At 29.3% G+C, this 15,229-nt stretch carries 16 protein-coding genes; 2 read left to right on the top strand and 14 right to left on the bottom strand.

Features of this window, described 5'->3' with window-relative positions:
- Window positions 1-190: 190 nt before the first annotated feature.
- The 7 genes from tssD (ITB9_RS04390) to ITB9_RS04355 form a co-directional block, all read right to left on the bottom strand.
- On the bottom strand, window positions 191-577 hold the full coding sequence (gene tssD / locus ITB9_RS04390; protein WP_028291068.1) for a type VI secretion system tube protein TssD: 387 nt from the start codon (window positions 575-577) through the stop codon (window positions 191-193).
- A gap of 1,101 nt (window positions 578-1,678) precedes the next feature.
- Window positions 1,679-2,191: a hypothetical protein gene (locus ITB9_RS04385; protein WP_148638368.1), complete on the bottom strand. Its 513-nt coding sequence runs from the start codon at window positions 2,189-2,191 to the stop codon at window positions 1,679-1,681.
- Window positions 2,192-2,203: 12 nt separating this feature from the next.
- Entirely contained in the window at window positions 2,204-2,425 is a 222-nt protein-coding gene (locus ITB9_RS04380; protein ID WP_054851298.1) for a hypothetical protein, read from the bottom strand.
- Window positions 2,426-2,645: 220 nt separating this feature from the next.
- A complete protein-coding gene (locus ITB9_RS04375; RefSeq protein WP_054851297.1) occupies window positions 2,646-3,776 on the bottom strand; it encodes a nuclear transport factor 2 family protein in 1,131 nt (376 codons plus the stop codon).
- Between the two features lie 113 nt (window positions 3,777-3,889).
- Entirely contained in the window at window positions 3,890-4,459 is a 570-nt protein-coding gene (locus ITB9_RS15425) for an AraC family transcriptional regulator (RefSeq protein WP_148638366.1), read from the bottom strand.
- 592 nt (window positions 4,460-5,051) lie between these two features.
- Window positions 5,052-5,969 (bottom strand): IS3 family transposase, encoded by a 918-nt coding sequence (locus ITB9_RS04365; RefSeq protein WP_261975558.1) that lies wholly within the window; start codon window positions 5,967-5,969, stop codon window positions 5,052-5,054.
- 543 nt (window positions 5,970-6,512) lie between these two features.
- A complete protein-coding gene (locus tag ITB9_RS04355) occupies window positions 6,513-7,034 on the bottom strand; it encodes a hypothetical protein (RefSeq protein WP_261975552.1) in 522 nt (173 codons plus the stop codon).
- Window positions 7,035-7,905: 871 nt separating this feature from the next.
- Here ITB9_RS04355 and ITB9_RS04350 point away from each other — a divergent pair.
- The gene (locus ITB9_RS04350) at window positions 7,906-8,877 is read left to right on the top strand and encodes an IS110 family transposase (RefSeq protein ID WP_054850850.1); all 972 of its coding nucleotides are present in this window, start codon (window positions 7,906-7,908) and stop codon (window positions 8,875-8,877) included.
- A 48-nt stretch (window positions 8,878-8,925) separates the two neighbouring features.
- Here the strand turns inward: ITB9_RS04350 and ITB9_RS04345 are convergent, their stop codons facing one another.
- The 7 genes from ITB9_RS04345 to ITB9_RS04315 form a co-directional block, all read right to left on the bottom strand.
- Window positions 8,926-9,273: a hypothetical protein gene (locus tag ITB9_RS04345; RefSeq protein WP_054851294.1), complete on the bottom strand. Its 348-nt coding sequence runs from the start codon at window positions 9,271-9,273 to the stop codon at window positions 8,926-8,928.
- A 653-nt stretch (window positions 9,274-9,926) separates the two neighbouring features.
- Window positions 9,927-10,451 carry a hypothetical protein gene (locus ITB9_RS04340; RefSeq protein WP_054851293.1) on the bottom strand — a complete coding sequence of 175 codons (525 nt, stop codon included), beginning with the start codon at window positions 10,449-10,451 and terminating at the stop codon, window positions 9,927-9,929.
- A gap of 281 nt (window positions 10,452-10,732) precedes the next feature.
- Window positions 10,733-11,128 (bottom strand): type VI secretion system tube protein TssD, encoded by a 396-nt coding sequence (gene tssD, locus ITB9_RS04335; protein WP_054851292.1) that lies wholly within the window; start codon window positions 11,126-11,128, stop codon window positions 10,733-10,735.
- Between the two features lie 96 nt (window positions 11,129-11,224).
- The gene (tssD, locus tag ITB9_RS04330; RefSeq protein ID WP_054851291.1) at window positions 11,225-11,611 is read right to left on the bottom strand and encodes a type VI secretion system tube protein TssD; all 387 of its coding nucleotides are present in this window, start codon (window positions 11,609-11,611) and stop codon (window positions 11,225-11,227) included.
- Window positions 11,612-11,746: 135 nt separating this feature from the next.
- Window positions 11,747-12,625: a TssN family type VI secretion system protein gene (locus tag ITB9_RS04325; RefSeq protein WP_028291053.1), complete on the bottom strand. Its 879-nt coding sequence runs from the start codon at window positions 12,623-12,625 to the stop codon at window positions 11,747-11,749.
- Between the two features lie 11 nt (window positions 12,626-12,636).
- Window positions 12,637-13,548: a hypothetical protein gene (locus ITB9_RS04320; RefSeq protein ID WP_054851290.1), complete on the bottom strand. Its 912-nt coding sequence runs from the start codon at window positions 13,546-13,548 to the stop codon at window positions 12,637-12,639.
- A gap of 12 nt (window positions 13,549-13,560) precedes the next feature.
- Window positions 13,561-14,589 carry an NlpC/P60 family protein gene (locus ITB9_RS04315; protein ID WP_054851289.1) on the bottom strand — a complete coding sequence of 343 codons (1,029 nt, stop codon included), beginning with the start codon at window positions 14,587-14,589 and terminating at the stop codon, window positions 13,561-13,563.
- A gap of 208 nt (window positions 14,590-14,797) precedes the next feature.
- Between ITB9_RS04315 and ITB9_RS04310 the strand changes: the two genes are divergently transcribed.
- Window positions 14,798-15,229, top strand: coding sequence for a GPW/gp25 family protein (locus ITB9_RS04310; protein ID WP_054851288.1), 432 nt, complete (start codon window positions 14,798-14,800; stop codon window positions 15,227-15,229).

The raw sequence follows: 15,229 nt of genomic DNA, 5'->3' as shown, positions 1-15,229 counted from the left end.
AAATTTATAGTGCTGTTTTTTAGAAGATTATCTTACTGTGAATTGATTTGTTTACGGTGTGTTTGAAAATAATATTTTAGACTGTCAAGTTAAAAGGGGAGGAAAGGGGGTGTTTAATTGTATTTGTTTTATTAGTAAAAAAAGGGATGCCTAAGCATCCCTTTTTATTTGGTTAACTATACTAACTGGTTTATACCCACTCATTAAGGTGTTCTCCATTACCAATACCAATACCTTTTGCAGATATTACAAAAGTTTCAGCCATTGGGTTTCTGCCTGTAGAATCAAAAGTTTCACGGTATTTAACCATATAACCTTCTGTAAATTTTAATTCTTTTGAAGTAGACTCGCTATCTCTTTTTAAATATACTATAGATCCATCTCTACGTTCAAAGTTGTTAAACATCCAGTCAGAAAGACTAACGTCTGCAGTAGACTCTACTGTTAATTTAATTTTACCTCCTCTTGTTACAGAAGATGGTCTTCCTGTTGCGTCTGTTTCTTGGTGTAATTCGTAAGAACAATTTAATACGTTGTACTCTTGACCTCCTACTTTAAGTTTTGCTTTAAAAGCCATAAAAAATATTTGAAAAATTAATTGCCATTATCGGCATTTTTATAAGTTACTGATTATGTTGAGTGAATAAGATTTATAAAGGTAAACAGTAATAATATCTGTTTAAGTGTGCTTGTGGTTTGTTTAAAGTGCTATGGTATGTTGATTTTAGGTCTTAAATTTTAGCCGTTTTTTTAAGCAGCACCTTGTCTTGTTTGGTGTCTTTTTAAAAAAGTTATTTTGTGTGATTTTATATTTCTGAGACATCGTATAATGACTTAAAACATTTAAAATATTTAAGACAATTAAACAGATTTTACTTAAGTACACTAGAGTTATGGATTTGTTGCACGAGGGAAGGCTTTGATTACCATTTTCTGTTTATTATTTAATAAACATTTAGATCGTTTTAATTTTACTTTAAATAGTACTATTTACAAACAAGTGCTAGTTGGGGATTTGTACACAGTATTAATGTTTTTTTGAAGTTGTCTTGATGTTTTATTATCGGGATACTCTGTATTAAGTTTTACACACAGCTATGTTTTTGCTAATTAATTAATAACAACAACAACCTAATATAAAATCTGTTAGGTTTTTTATAAGTAGGCTGACATTAGGTATACATTATGTGCGGTTTGACGCTATATGTTTAAATTATTGTGTTATGCATTACACTAAGTTATAAGTGGTTTACTTAATTTATACTATAAGCTTGCTATAAGCACGTTATAACCATGCTATAACCACGCTATAACCTACTTTGATAGGTGTCTTAAAGTTTTGTTTATTAGGTGTTTAGTTTAATTTTTGGTTTTATGGCAAAATAGACCAGAATTATCCCTTGTTATAGGTGATTTTTACGGTATTACTTTTCTAATTTATGAGGTGTTTTAATGGCTGTAAATACATGAAGTCATGTAAAGTAATTAATGAGTGATAAGTCGCAAAAGGAAAGCATAAAATATTAATGCTAATAGCAATATGTGATATACTATTAACATAAGTTTTTACGAATGTAAAATCAGGATTATTTTATTAAGGTTTTTATAGAAGTACTTTAGCTAAACTTGAGTGGGTTTTTACTTGTTTTTTACTGTGGTGCTTTGTTGAACACTGGCTTTAATTCCAACGTTCTTTAATATAATTCATATTATTATTTAATCTATCAGAAAATTTTTCTTCATTAAATTTTTCAGCTTTTTCTAATTTTTCAATAATCTTTATACACTGTTTCCAAATCTGAATTAATTCAGAAAGTTTTGGTTTTAAAGCGTTGGCATTATCTGGTGTAAAATGAACAGTTTTATTCCTCAAGTTAAAAAGACTTACAATTTCGTTCAAATGAATTTTATTTTCTTTTAATTCATCTTTGAAGATATATATAACTCTTTCGATTATTCTCGCTTTTGAAATCCTTGTATAACTGAAATTGTCAATTTTATTTGTTTGATTTAAAAAAAGCAAATGTCTATTAATTAAAGTCTCAAAGAAAAAACCTAAATTGTTAATGTGTCCTAATATTTCTATGTTTGTAATTCTATGACTTAACTTGAAATTATAACTTCCATTTTCAGCTTCTATTTGTGACTTTTCCCAAGCTTGAAACATTAACTTCGATGTTTCTTCTGTCAAAACATTTGGAATTTACGCTTGTAAAAGTTCAACAGGATTTTCAGGAACATCTAAAAAATCTGTCATTTCTCTATCTTTTATAGAAGGTTCAATTTTATGTATTTTTTGAGAGAATAATATTCCTGCATATTCATAAGATAATGCAATATGTATATAATTAAATGACTCTTGAAGAAAGAATGAAGCTCCAGATTCAAGTTTCGAATAAATTTCAATATCGTGTTTCTCGTTCATTTTTTCGCTTGTGTAACGGTTAGTATAAGTAACGTAGGACAGTTGATAAGCGATACGTTTCGGTTTTGTACTAAGCCAAATATAATATTTTACTTTTATGTTGAAAATGCTAAATTTTATATTTGGCGACTTTATAAATAAATACAGACCTTTCGGCAAGCCTAAACTGTCCTATGTTTTTTATACATTGTTAGCCACTGGCTTTATTCTATTTTAGAAGCTAATTAGATTTTCTTCTATTATTTAAATTCTCGATTATTTTTAGTGCAACATCTTTGGATGATAAATAATTTTGGCCTGTGATTAAATTTCCATCGACTTCAACGTGAGAATTATTTCGTGGGGAAAATTTAAAAATAGCTCCTCTATCTTCTAATGTTTTCTGTATTAGAAATGGGAAATGTGTGAAATATTCTGCGTCCTTTTTTTCGAAGGAATCGGGATATCCACTGACTACTTTATTCTTAAATAAATAGTTGCCATCTTTAGTTTTTAGATTTACAACTCCCGCTGTTCCGTGACAAACCGAAGATATAATTCCGTTGTGTTGCTCATAAATAGTCATTGCTATTTTTTGAATTTCAGCATTTTCAGGAACTCCAAACATTGCAGCACCGCCACCTATATAATGTACGGCTTTATAATTCTTAGTAATGATCTCATTAGGTTTATTTGTGTTTTTTAAAGCATACATAAAGTCAGAATTATATAAATATTTCATCGCTAATTCGTCCGATGTGTCAATATATGAAAGAGGGATTGTTCCTCCTTTTGGACTTACAAAATCCACAGTAAAACCTGCCTTTTTAAAAGTATCATAGGCATTTATTAGTTCAGAGAAGCTATTTCCTGTAGAAATATCAGAATTTCCATAATATGCTGCATTTGATACTATAAATAGAATCTTATCAGGGACTGTTTTACTATTATTTTCATCTTTTGTTGCGGCTTTACTTATAATTTTCCATTTATTCTCTATCTTTTTTAAAAGTAACAAGTCTATATATCTTGAATTATTATCAGGGAATAGTACTTCAACCTTCGCAGTAGCAATTGTATTGTTATAGTCCATTGATATAATGTTTCCAATTCTACCATTAAATTCGCCTTGTTTTTTATTTTCATACCAGCTTTGGTATTTTTTAATAGGAACTATCCATAATTTTTCTTCTTTGTTATCCAAAAAGAGGTTTGCTTCAGGATAAAATGCTTTTTCAATAAGTTCAGGTTGATTGTAAGATGTACCATTTACATAATTTAAAATTGTAGTTTCAATTTTAGATTCTTCTGTTTGGGCAAAAACTATATTGCTTAAAATTAGAAATCCGATTAATAAAAGAAATTGTTTCATAAGTATTATTGTTAATTAATTTAAACACAATAATACTCTTAATACTTACTGAAATAGTTACGGAATTATATTCTAATATTCCTATTGTATAAATCAGGAATTTAATATGTCAATTATTGTTTCGTGTATTTAGCTGGTGTTGTGTTTGTTATCTTTTTAAATGCTGTGTAAAACGTACTGTTAGAATTGTAGCCACATTTTTCAGCAATTATTTCAATTTTAAGGTTCGGCTCGGTGTTTAAAAGAATTTTAGCTTCTTCAATTCTATATTCATTGATAAATTGAGAAAAACTTTTGTTTAAATCATTATTTAATAATTGCGACAATAACTGTGGACGAATATTAATCTTTTTAGCTAATATAGGTAATGTCAGATTAGGATTTTTAAACAATTCTTGCTCTTTTAAAGTAGATTCAAGTTTGCTTAACAGTCGGTTGACTTCATCTTTTTCTATCTGATTGTTGGCATACTTTTCTTTTTTTAATGGTATTACAAACTCTTTTTTTCTTTTATAAAAAAGAAGTAATCCGGATAAATAAAATACAAAAGAGAATAAAAATGCTCCTAAAATATAAGAGGTGTAACTTGCTGTATAATATGCTAACCAAATAATAAATACACCAAAAAATACACTTAAAGACCAGACTTCATTATAGTTCAATTTTTTATTTTTAGTTAACATATTTCTAAAAGTAGTTTTTAATAAAAGTGCAGATAATAGAATATATGTTAGCCATTGATAATCAATTACTCTATAAATATAATTAACCCAAAGGTCTATGTTTTTTTGATATGGATATAAAAAACCTACACTCAAAGTAATTATAAGTAATACAGAGCTTTGAAAATAAAATGACTTGTTTGATTTCTCGTGTTGAAAGGTTTTAGATTTAATATAGAAGTATAAAAATGGACCAATAAAAAAACAAGCCGACAAACCAATTTGTAAATATGTTTTTGAGAGTTCAGGATTAAAATAAAAAAATAAGGATTTCCAAACTCGAATGCTCAAAACTACGAGTAGTCCACCTAAAAAATAATTAGATTTATTTATAGGCTTCGAAAAAAATAAAAAATAGATACTTAATACAACACTATTAAAAGCACCTAAAGCACTAAAGAAAAATATTAATTTGTTATCTAAATTCAATTTGTTTTCGTAATTTTTGTATTATACTGATATAGGTTGACTCTTTTTAGTTAATATTTAGAGGTTCAAAAGTTTTTTTTAGCCGTTTTAGAATACAAAAAAAAAGTTTGAACTAGGTTTGTTCTTAAATTGTAAGTTCAGGTAAATTTACATTATTTTTTCGGTACGACTTGTATTTGATGTTTGGATTGAGATGGACTTCAGCAGGTTTTCTGAGATCCAGGCTAAAATGTGTTCTTAAATTGTTATAAATATAGACTGCTTGTTGTGTCATTTTTTGTGCTAATTGAGTGTTTTTAATGGTTTGTTTTAATCCATATTCATATTTAAGCGTTCTATTAATGCGTTCAGCAACAGCGTTTTCATAAGGGTCGTATTGTTCAGTCATACTCATTGTTATTCCGTTACTTTCGGCAAATTCTGTGTATTTGGGATTGCAATATTGAAACCCTCTGTCGGAATGATGAATAAGCTTTTGCTTAGGATATTTTCTGTTTTTAATAGCCATAGCAAGCGCCTCTTTACAAAGCGATGTTCTCATATGGTTATCGAGTTTATATCCCATTATTTGTTTAGAATAGGCGTCTGTGACTAAAGCTAGATAGTTGTGTCCATTTTCTGTTTTAATGTATGTTATATCGCTAACCCAAAGTTGTTCTGGTCGAGTAGGAACGTGGTCTTTTACCAGGTTCATATATTTTTTGTACATATGGTTTGAGTTTGTCGTTGTGATGTAATTTTTAGTTTTAGGAATCAAAAGATTATTTAGTCTGAGGAATCGATAGAACTTGTCTCTACCAATTTTAATGTCAGCGTTTATAAAGTCCTGTTTTAGTTCTTTATGTAGCTTAATACCAACGGTTTTCGAGCCTACTTTTTTACGGTAGTCCTTAACCATTTTGATTAGTTTTTGATGGTCTACTTCTTGTTTCTGTTGGGTTTTGAGTCTTTTGTAGAAGGCTTGTTTAGATAACCCAAAACATCCATAGAGCCATTTTCTTTTATACGCTGTTTTTTCTTTAGCTCTATCTCTTTTGCTAATGTTTTGGGCAATGACTTTTTTGACATATCGACGCCTGTAATGAGTTCCATATCAGCAATAATATCTTGTTGGAAGTCTTTTTGAAACTCAAGTTCTTCAATTTTTTCCTTTAACTTTTTAATTTCATCGTTTTTACTCATACCCGTATTTTGTTGTACTAAGGTACTGTATTTTCTTAACCAATAGGAAATAGTTGTTCTGGGAACGTCGTATTTTTTGGAAGCTTGGTTGTTTGAAATCTGCCCATTTAAGATTTGGTCAACGACTAAAAGTTTGGTTTCTAAAGTGGCTTTTTGGTAGCTTTTTTTTCACCAGTGTTCATTTTGTGTTTTCATAAGTGACTGTAATTAATTGTTTGATTTTTAGTCAACCTATTTCAGGAAAGTTCATTTTTCAAATGTTTGCTAACGTGATTGTGTATGATTTCGTTGCGTGTTTAAGCACTAAAGTTAGCAAATAAATCACAGATAGAAAGTCCGCGAGGACTTTCGTAAGTAGGCTATAACCAGCAATGAATTATACACATTGTTGTGCAACGTATTTTTATATTTTCTTTATAATCCAATTCGGTATTTTTTCAATTCGGAATATTATTATTAGTGTCAAAATCGTTTTTAGAATATAATTCGCTATCGCAAAATCAGGTAATTCAATTTCTTCATTTCCATTCATGCTCGAAATAAATTTAGAACAGTATTCAACTAGATCAGGAATTAGATAAATCAATTTCGCTAACCAAATAATTCCGACTGTCAATAAAATCACTTTTGTCAGAGATTCAGCGTTCAGTTCCGTTTTTATTTCATTGTCCGCTTTTATTAGTTTTTTAGCAATCCATTCCGCTTTCACGAATAGAAATATTGAAACGACAATATTCGCTATTGTCAGAAATGTTCCAGTAAAAAAGAATTTGTCAATCGGTTCACTCAACAATTCGTCAAATCGAGCCATAGTAGCAGTTCCGTAAACTGAAAAAAAGTAAGAACCAAAATGGTCAAAAATTTTCGTGAATAAATATATTCCAGCTATTCTAATTGTAAGAGCTGTTAAAATTCGGTTTGTCATTAACTTTCGGTTTTGGTCATATGTTGCACAACGGTCTTGGCTATGGTTTCGTTGCGGAATGGTTCGGAAGAACTATTCCGCCGTAAACCAAAGTTAGCAAACACGCAGGAATTTCCGTGAGGAAATTCCGCTGCAATGAACTATAGCCGTTGTTGTGTGTAGGTTTTTTTATTATTTAATAATTTAGTTATTTTTTCCGCTTTTCCATAATCCGCATCGTTCAGCCATATTTTTAAATTCCGATTTTCTTTTTTCAGAATTAAGTTTGCTTTGGTTTTGAATTTTCCACCATTTGCGCTTCCAGTTAAAAAGTCGACGATTATGCTTAAAATTGAAATCAGCCAATTTGTTCGTTCCGCATTTAGTTCCGCACTTTTTATTTCAGCGTATGAGTAAGTTCCGTTATTTTTCGGTTCCGTACTGTCGACGATATCAATTCGTCCGTATTCAGAATAAATTTCAATTCCGGTTTGTTTCTCAATTCAACTGTTTCTATCATTCAGCGTTCTGATTTTTAACTTACACACAACGTGTTTGTATATGGTTTGTTGCGTGGTTTAGCACGTAATTTAGTAAATAAAAACCGAATAGAAAATCCGCTAGGATTTTCGTAAGTAGGCTAGAACTAGCAATAAATTATATACGGCTTAAGTTAGCATTTTAATAAAAGCATTAAATTTAAGACATATAAAATAGAAAGCACAAAAGAGAGGAATAAGGTTAATATATACGCAGAGACTACAGATCTCGTCAACATTGAAAATCCCCTCTCTTTTACTACCCAGATTTCGTACAGTTCTATGAGGCTTTTAGACCTCGATTTTAAGTCGTTGAAACTCGCGTAGCTTGTCCTTTCAAAAAACATTTTGTTATGAATAAAGATATAAAATATTTTGGAATAGACATCAGTCATTTAGTTTTTGATGTCACAGATTCAGAAGGTAATTATTACCAGTTTAAAAACAGTATTTCTGGATTTAAAAAGTTCGTAAAATTGTTAGATTTTAATAGTCATTGTGTAATGGAAGCTACGGGATATTATCATTATCAATTAGCTTATTATTTACAAGAAGAAGGTATTAAAGTTTCGGTAGAGAATCCCTTAGCAGTAAAACGATTTATACAAATGAAGTTGTCTAAAATAAAGACAGATAAAAGTGACTCAAAGTTGATTTGTGAATATGCCAAAGATGTAAAATTAAAGCTTTGGAAAGGCAACTCAAAGCATCAATTAGAATGTCTTCAAATGACCAGACTCCTTGGTGTGTATACAAAACAAAGCACAATGCTAAAAAATAAACTACATGGCGAAGCTGTTTTAGGCAATCCAAGTAAAGTAGTAGTTAGCTCTTTAAAACGTAGTTTAAAACAGGTTGAGAAAGAGCTAAAAATGATAGAAGATAAATTGTTAGCTTTAGTAAAAGAAGTGCATCAAGATGTTTTAACACGCTTAAAAAGTATTCCAGGAATTGGTCCCAAAACATCATTAATGTTAGTGGTTTTGACCGATGGATTTGATCGTTTTACAAGCGGAAGTGAATTGTGTAGTTACGCAGGTTTAACACCAGTGATCCGTCAAAGTGGGAGTAGTGTAAAAGGACGTCCTAGAATTAGTAAAATAGGGAATCAAAAGCTTCGAAATTTATTATTTATGTGCAGTTTTAATGCCTGTAAATATAACTATGCTTGCAAAGCAATATATGATCGATTAGTAGCCAAAGGGAAGAGCAAAAAACTAGCATTAATAGCTGTTTGTAATAAGCTATTAAAACAAGCTTTTGCAATAGCAAAATCAGGACTAACTTATGATAATAATTATAGAAGTGTTTTATTGAAAAATTAATGAGTTTTTACTTGTTTTTTACCACAGTACTTTGTTGTATGTAGTGTTTTATTCTACGTACGCAATATTTTCTCCTATTTTATATCTCAATTGATGCTTTTTTAATTCAGGTTCTTGACTTATTGTTCCTCCATTTAGATTGACTTTAAAAGCTCCAAATACTAATACTTTTTGATTTTTTTTATCAATAATAATTTTCTCAGCATTCACAAATTCAAATACACTAGTTTTTAGATTAGCATTTCCAATAAGAGTAATCGTTTTTTTATCAGAGTCAAGTTTGACTAATTCATCTGCAGAATAGGTTAATTCATTTTCGCTTTTTATTTCTTCTTGCGCATAGCTACTCATTCCTAGCGCAAAAATTAGACCTACTGTAATAAATATTTTTTTCATAATTCTATTATTTTAATGTTCAAATTGTGTTTTCATAATTCGTTGCTCACATTACATACAACGGTTTGGTATAAGAATAGTTGCGGGTTTGCGTGCGAGGAATTTCCGCAGGAAATTCAGATGTAGCAAACACGCAACTACCTTTGTTTAAGCACTAAACCGCAATTATTTTTATACATTGTTAGCTTTTAGTGCTTTTTCGTCCGTTTGTTTTTTTCGTTAATATACTATTTTTCAATCGGCTTTTAAATTCCGCATTTTATGTTTTATTCAGCTCGATTTTCATTCCGCAAACTTGCTCATATTCCGTAATGTTTTTAATTCAGATTTTGAGTGAGTAATTCCGCAACTTTCTAAATTCCGAGTTTCTAATTCAGTTTCCGATTCCGCAAACGAGCTAAAAAGTCAGACGCAATTCAATTCAGAGTTTGAGTGATAATTCAACTCAATATTCCGTATTTTATTTTCAAATTCCGCTTTAAATGACTTTTAATTTAAACCCGAAATTTGCGGTTTTGCAACGACCTTCAGCATTAAAGCTAACGTTGTTGTATAAGATTAGTTGCGTGATTTAAGCACTAAAGTTAGCAAATAAATCACAGATAGAAAGTCCGCAAGGACTTTCGTAAGTAGGCTAGAACTAGCAATTAATTTTATACGGTGTTGTGTGCAGGCTTTTTCCAGTATTTATGTCTTAAATATAATCCAATTCCGAAAATTCCCAAAGCAAAAGAAATTAAAAAACCGAATCTTGAATGAGATTTCGATTCGTTAAAATCATAAAGTATATTTCCATTTTTATCAGCTATTTGGAAAACGGTTGGCTTATATTCCTCTTTTTCACTTTCTTTAATCCACACAGTTACTATTTCCGATTTTTTTAATTGATTTTCTAACTTTTCAAATCTTTCGTTGTATCTACTGTAACCTATGTTTTTCATAAGAACATAAAAACTATGAGTTGAATTCAGAGTGAATTTCAGTTCAGATTTAACACTTTTCGAGCCTCTTGAACTTTCTACTTCAGTATAATGAGTATTTAGATTTTCAATTTTTCCGTTTTGCTCTATTAGTGAACTTTTAAAGGTGAAAAGAGTTGATGCGAAAAAGTAAAAAGCACAGATAATAGAAGTGATTCCAACAAATAATCCTTTTTCAGCGTAATAAGTTTTATCCATTTATTTTTTCAGCGTAATATTTTGTTCAGCTTGCACACAACTGGTTATATGACAACTAATATAGTTGTTTTTGGGGTTATATTTCCCGTTATGACAACTTTTAGTAACTTATATCAAATAAGTTTCATTTTATTAAAGCTGTTTTATTAATAAGCTAAACTACAATAATGTACTTGGAGGTACAATACGTATTACTACGTATTTTTATTAAAAAACAATAGTACAGTCTTTAACTATATAATAGTTATATGTTGAAAGCGTTAGATTTAAACTTGCAGAAATTACATTTTTGCTGGCCAATTATTTGTATAGGTTGTTCCTTTTACACTAATTTCTTTAGCAGAAATTATAACTCTTGTTTTTAAGGGTTGTGCGCTAACAGCATCAAAATCTTCCATATAATCTAAGCAATATGCTTCGTTAAATGTTATAGTTTTAAGGCTGGACATATTATCTCTTTTGTAAAAGATAATATCACCATTTTTGGTCATGTTATGAGAGATCATCCACTCTAAAAAGTCTGTTTTATTAGTAGATTCGATCAAGATAGTTATTTGTCCTCCACGAGGTTTTTGAGATGGTCGACCTGTAGTATCAGCGCCTTGGTGAAAACCAAAGGAGCATTCTAATACATTCATTTCGTTATCATCAATATTAAGTTTTGCTAAAAATGACATAATGAATTAATAGGTTTAAAAAATGAGAATAAAGAAATAAAGGGAGTTGCATACGCAACTCCCTTTAAATTGATAAAATATTAATAATGTGAGTTGTTATACCCAGTCATTAGTGTGTTCTCCATTACCTATACCAATACCTTTAGCAGATATTACAAAAGATTCTGACATTGGATTTTTACCTGTAGAGTCAAAGTTTTCTAGATACTTAACCATGTATCCTTCTGTAAACTTTAATTCTTTAGAAGTAGACTCGCTATCTCTTTTTAAGAATACGATAGATCCGTCTTTACGCTCAAAATTGTTAAACATCCAGTCAGAAAGACTTGTGTCTGCAGTAGACTCAACAGTTAATTTAATTTTTCCACCTCTAGTAATAGAAGATGGTCTTCCTGTTGCATCAGTTTCTTGGTGTAATTCGTAAGATGAATTTAATACGTTGTACTCTTGTCCTCCTACTTTAAGTTTTGCTTTAAAAGCCATAATAATAAGTATTTAATTAATAAAAAAGTTTAAAAGCCATTAGTGGCATACTGTAAAGCTATTAATGCAAATGAACAAGATAGCTTTTTTTCGGTAAAATGCCTTTTTATTAGTTAAACCGTAGTTGGGTAACTTTTAGTTAACATTAGTACGTTGACATACAATGACATAATCTTCTTTTATGTCGTTATTTAATACTGTTTTTGAGAAGTTAATATGTCTTAAAGAGGATATCCAAGTCGGTTTTTTGTAAAAAATCCAACCATTTGGTTCTTTAGTGTTTTGATCTAAGTAATCTATTTGGCTTTCAGGATGTCTTTCATTGTAATCATTAATAAAAAAATAAAATAATTTACCAAACTCCATATTTTCTGGAGCTTTAACCCTGAAGTTAGTTATATCAGGTAAGTTTTCATTTTTCTTAAATTCAAAACTTATAACTAATGGGTTTTGAAGTTCTTTTTTTGTAGGTTCTTTTACATCAACTTCTAATGGGTAAAACCAGTTTTTGTATTCAGGAACAGGTATTAGTAATGAAAATTCATATAATTTATATACCATAAAAGGGAAAATAAATGGTATTGATGCAGCTAGAAAGGTGTAGTTAATACCTTCTCTAAAATTTGTTACGACATTTAAAAAAGCAAATAACCCAATTAGTGTAATAGCTATAGTAAATAAAAATTCTGAAAAGTAATCAGATTTATCTTCAGATAGAGCTGGAAAAAATTTTCTTAATATATATAGGTGTAATAAACCTAAAATTAGAAATACAATTTGCATCCCTATAAAACTATTTACAGCTGTGTCGTTTAAAATTTTACTAGAACTAATAAATCCCACTAAACCAAAAGTGATTAATATAAATATGGCATATAGTATAGATTGTTTTTTTTGTTTTGAAAATGTTTTTCTTATTTTGGTAAATAGCATCATTATTATAGAGCCTACTATAAATAGCAAAATACTAATTTTAAAAGCGTTACCGTTTAATAAACTTGAAAGAGAACCCATTTTTTTCTTTATTATAGTGTTGTTGAAATCCCTAAAGAGGAACTGTTATTGTTGTCCAATAAAAATTTTGAAGGACCTTTAACTTGATATTTTGTAGTTACATCCAGCTCTAAAGGTAAAAAATAACTGTAAAATACCTTTAAAAAATTTGAAATTCCCTTGTTTGAAATGTAACTATCTATTTCGTTTTTATCTTTTAACCAAATAGTAACCTCTAAATTTAAGTATGATATAGGGTTGTCAATATTATCTAAAACAGCATTTATGCCTAGTTTTAGGTCTGTATCTTTATGATTAGATTTAAAACTGTTGTTTTCGTATTTTTTTTGAAACGTGACGTCTGTTTTAAGTATTTTTTCTAAACTTAATCTTGTTAATTCTAGGTTACCAGCTATTTTAAAGCAATGTGGTAGTAGTTTGACAAGTTTTAGTAAATATGCTTTTGGCATATCTTGATTAAGGTTCCAGAAGTCTATTAAGTAATCATCTTTTAAACTATAAAAGTTATTTAATAGTATGCGTTCGTTTTTTTCAATATTTAATCTTTGTTCAAAAAATTCGTTTTCAATAGGAGAGAAGAAAGATCTTGCATCTGCTTCTTCTTTTTTTGTTTTAATTCTGTTTGATGAAAACGAGTTTGATCGATTGTTTTTTTGAGTATGAAAAAAACCTTCTGGTAAATAATCATAAAGACCACTTCTAGATATATCCATGCTTAATAAGTTGTCTTCAAGCTTGGATACATCTATATTTAGTAAATCACGTCTGTATGGTCTTTGAAAAGTACTTTTATTATTGACAATTATGTGTTCAGACTTTAGGTCTGTACGCTCTTGTACTTCTGCAATTAAAACTTCAGTTTTTAAGTTTTGATATACAGATAATAATTCACTAAAAATATCTTTTATTTGGGACGTATTCATTGTAATAAGGACTTAGTTTTCTGGTAATAGTCGTCCTGCTGCAACAAATTTTGTTTTCCAGTATTTATCATTTAAGTTACTTATTTGAACACCGTTTTTTCCGTTAGCATCCAAATTACTTGTAGAATGAACAAACATACCATTATAAAGGTATAATCCAACATGGTTTAAAGCGTCATTATCTTTACCAACACCTGTAAAAAAGATTAGGTCTCCTTCAAAAAGCGCTTCTTTTTGTTTAAACTCGTCTATAAAGTCTGATTCATATTGTTCTCTGGCAGTTCTTTCAATTCTTACATCGTAAATTTTAGAGGCAATTAATTGTGTAAAAGAGGAGCAGTCGATCCCTTTTTTTGTAACTCCAGCATATTTGTAAGTTACATTATCCCATTCTTCAATTAGATTGTATAACTCTACATTTGTTAGATCTAATGGGTCAACATTCAAAATTTCTGCATATTTTTTTTGTACTTCTGTAATCTCAAAAGTATCAGTTCCTATAGCTGGTTCAGGTTCTGGCTCTTTATAGTCAACAACAGGTTCATCTTTTCCTGTTTTTCCTTTACGATGTAGTTTTTCTAATTTTTTAAGTTCTTTAGAATAAGCTTTATCTTTTTTACGTAATTCTTTCTCTATTGATGCAATTCGTTCGGCTTCTTCTTTTTCTGCGATTTTTTCTAATTTTTTAGCTTCTCTAGCAGCCACTTTACGATTGTAAAGTTCTTTTTTTGTAGGTTCCAGTTTTACTTCTTTAGCTTCAATTTTTTTAGTCCCTTTGACATCAATTAAAAAGATTTCATGTTCAAATTCCTTCTTTTCAATGATTATAGCATATTGACCTTCTGGTAGCCTGTTGGTGAAGATAAATTTACCTTCAGCATCTGTAGCTTCAGTGTATTCAGTATCTTTAATCGTTACGATAGCGCCTTCTATAGGAGTCGATAATTGCTCGTCAAAAACAACGCCTTCAAAAAATATTTCTTGAGCATTACTTACTAAACACAATAAGATTAAAAATGGAGTTAAAAGTAGTTTTTTCATTTAACTAAGTATTATTTTTTTGGTTATTTTATTATTGAAAAATTTGATTTATAAAAGTAGATAAAAAAAATATCGTAGACTTCATATATCGACAAAATACATTAAAATAAGTATGAAATGAATTTAATTTTAAAAGTAATAAAATTATATTTAATTTCAGCTTTTTTATTTGAATGATACACTTATCTTAGTACTGTAACAATATTTAATGAACAACAATTACTATAAATTACCGATAAACGCCGAATCGCTTATTAAAAGCAGAATTCATCAAACCTGTGGATTGTCAGATTCCATAGCTAATAATATTCATTTAATAGCAACATCCTACTTTGGAGAGTGTACTTTTGATGATAGTTATGGATGCTCTATTTGGAATATAGATTTTGATAATTTAAAAAGCACCAACAAATTAAAGTCTTTAATTGAAGAGTCTTTAATAGACTCGTTAAAAATTCATGAAAAAAGATTAACTCATGTAAGAGTTTCAGTAAGAATTAAACAAGAAGAATTAAATCTAAACGAACAAAGTAATAGGATTAAAAAAAGAGTAGATATTAACGTTAAAGGGAAAATTAAAAAAATTGATGAAGATTTTTCTTATATCGAACACTTTTTTATCGGACCATTATCATATTAA

The sequence above is a fragment of the Olleya sp. ITB9 genome, from assembly GCF_001315805.1.
In the GTDB taxonomy this organism is placed as follows: domain Bacteria; phylum Bacteroidota; class Bacteroidia; order Flavobacteriales; family Flavobacteriaceae; genus Olleya; species Olleya sediminilitoris.
This window is presented reverse-complemented; position numbering and strand designations above follow the sequence as displayed.

What these genes read in the sequence shown, in the direction of transcription:
- tssD (WP_028291068.1), bottom strand. Translation starts at nt 577, where the DNA reads ATGGCTTTTAAAGCAAAACTTAAAGTAGGAGGTCAAGAGTACAACGTA.
- ITB9_RS04380 (WP_054851298.1), bottom strand. Translation starts at nt 2,425, where the DNA reads ATGAACGAGAAACACGATATTGAAATTTATTCGAAACTTGAATCTGGA.
- ITB9_RS04375 (WP_054851297.1), bottom strand. Translation starts at nt 3,776, where the DNA reads ATGAAACAATTTCTTTTATTAATCGGATTTCTAATTTTAAGCAATATA.
- ITB9_RS15425 (WP_148638366.1), bottom strand. Translation starts at nt 4,459, where the DNA reads ATGTTAACTAAAAATAAAAAATTGAACTATAATGAAGTCTGGTCTTTA.
- ITB9_RS04355 (WP_261975552.1), bottom strand. Translation starts at nt 7,034, where the DNA reads ATGACAAACCGAATTTTAACAGCTCTTACAATTAGAATAGCTGGAATA.
- ITB9_RS04350 (WP_054850850.1), top strand. Translation starts at nt 7,906, where the DNA reads ATGAATAAAGATATAAAATATTTTGGAATAGACATCAGTCATTTAGTT.
- ITB9_RS04345 (WP_054851294.1), bottom strand. Translation starts at nt 9,273, where the DNA reads ATGAAAAAAATATTTATTACAGTAGGTCTAATTTTTGCGCTAGGAATG.
- ITB9_RS04340 (WP_054851293.1), bottom strand. Translation starts at nt 10,451, where the DNA reads ATGGATAAAACTTATTACGCTGAAAAAGGATTATTTGTTGGAATCACT.
- tssD (WP_054851292.1), bottom strand. Translation starts at nt 11,128, where the DNA reads ATGTCATTTTTAGCAAAACTTAATATTGATGATAACGAAATGAATGTA.
- tssD (WP_054851291.1), bottom strand. Translation starts at nt 11,611, where the DNA reads ATGGCTTTTAAAGCAAAACTTAAAGTAGGAGGACAAGAGTACAACGTA.
- ITB9_RS04325 (WP_028291053.1), bottom strand. Translation starts at nt 12,625, where the DNA reads ATGGGTTCTCTTTCAAGTTTATTAAACGGTAACGCTTTTAAAATTAGT.
- ITB9_RS04320 (WP_054851290.1), bottom strand. Translation starts at nt 13,548, where the DNA reads ATGAATACGTCCCAAATAAAAGATATTTTTAGTGAATTATTATCTGTA.
- ITB9_RS04315 (WP_054851289.1), bottom strand. Translation starts at nt 14,589, where the DNA reads ATGAAAAAACTACTTTTAACTCCATTTTTAATCTTATTGTGTTTAGTA.
- ITB9_RS04310 (WP_054851288.1), top strand. Translation starts at nt 14,798, where the DNA reads ATGAACAACAATTACTATAAATTACCGATAAACGCCGAATCGCTTATT.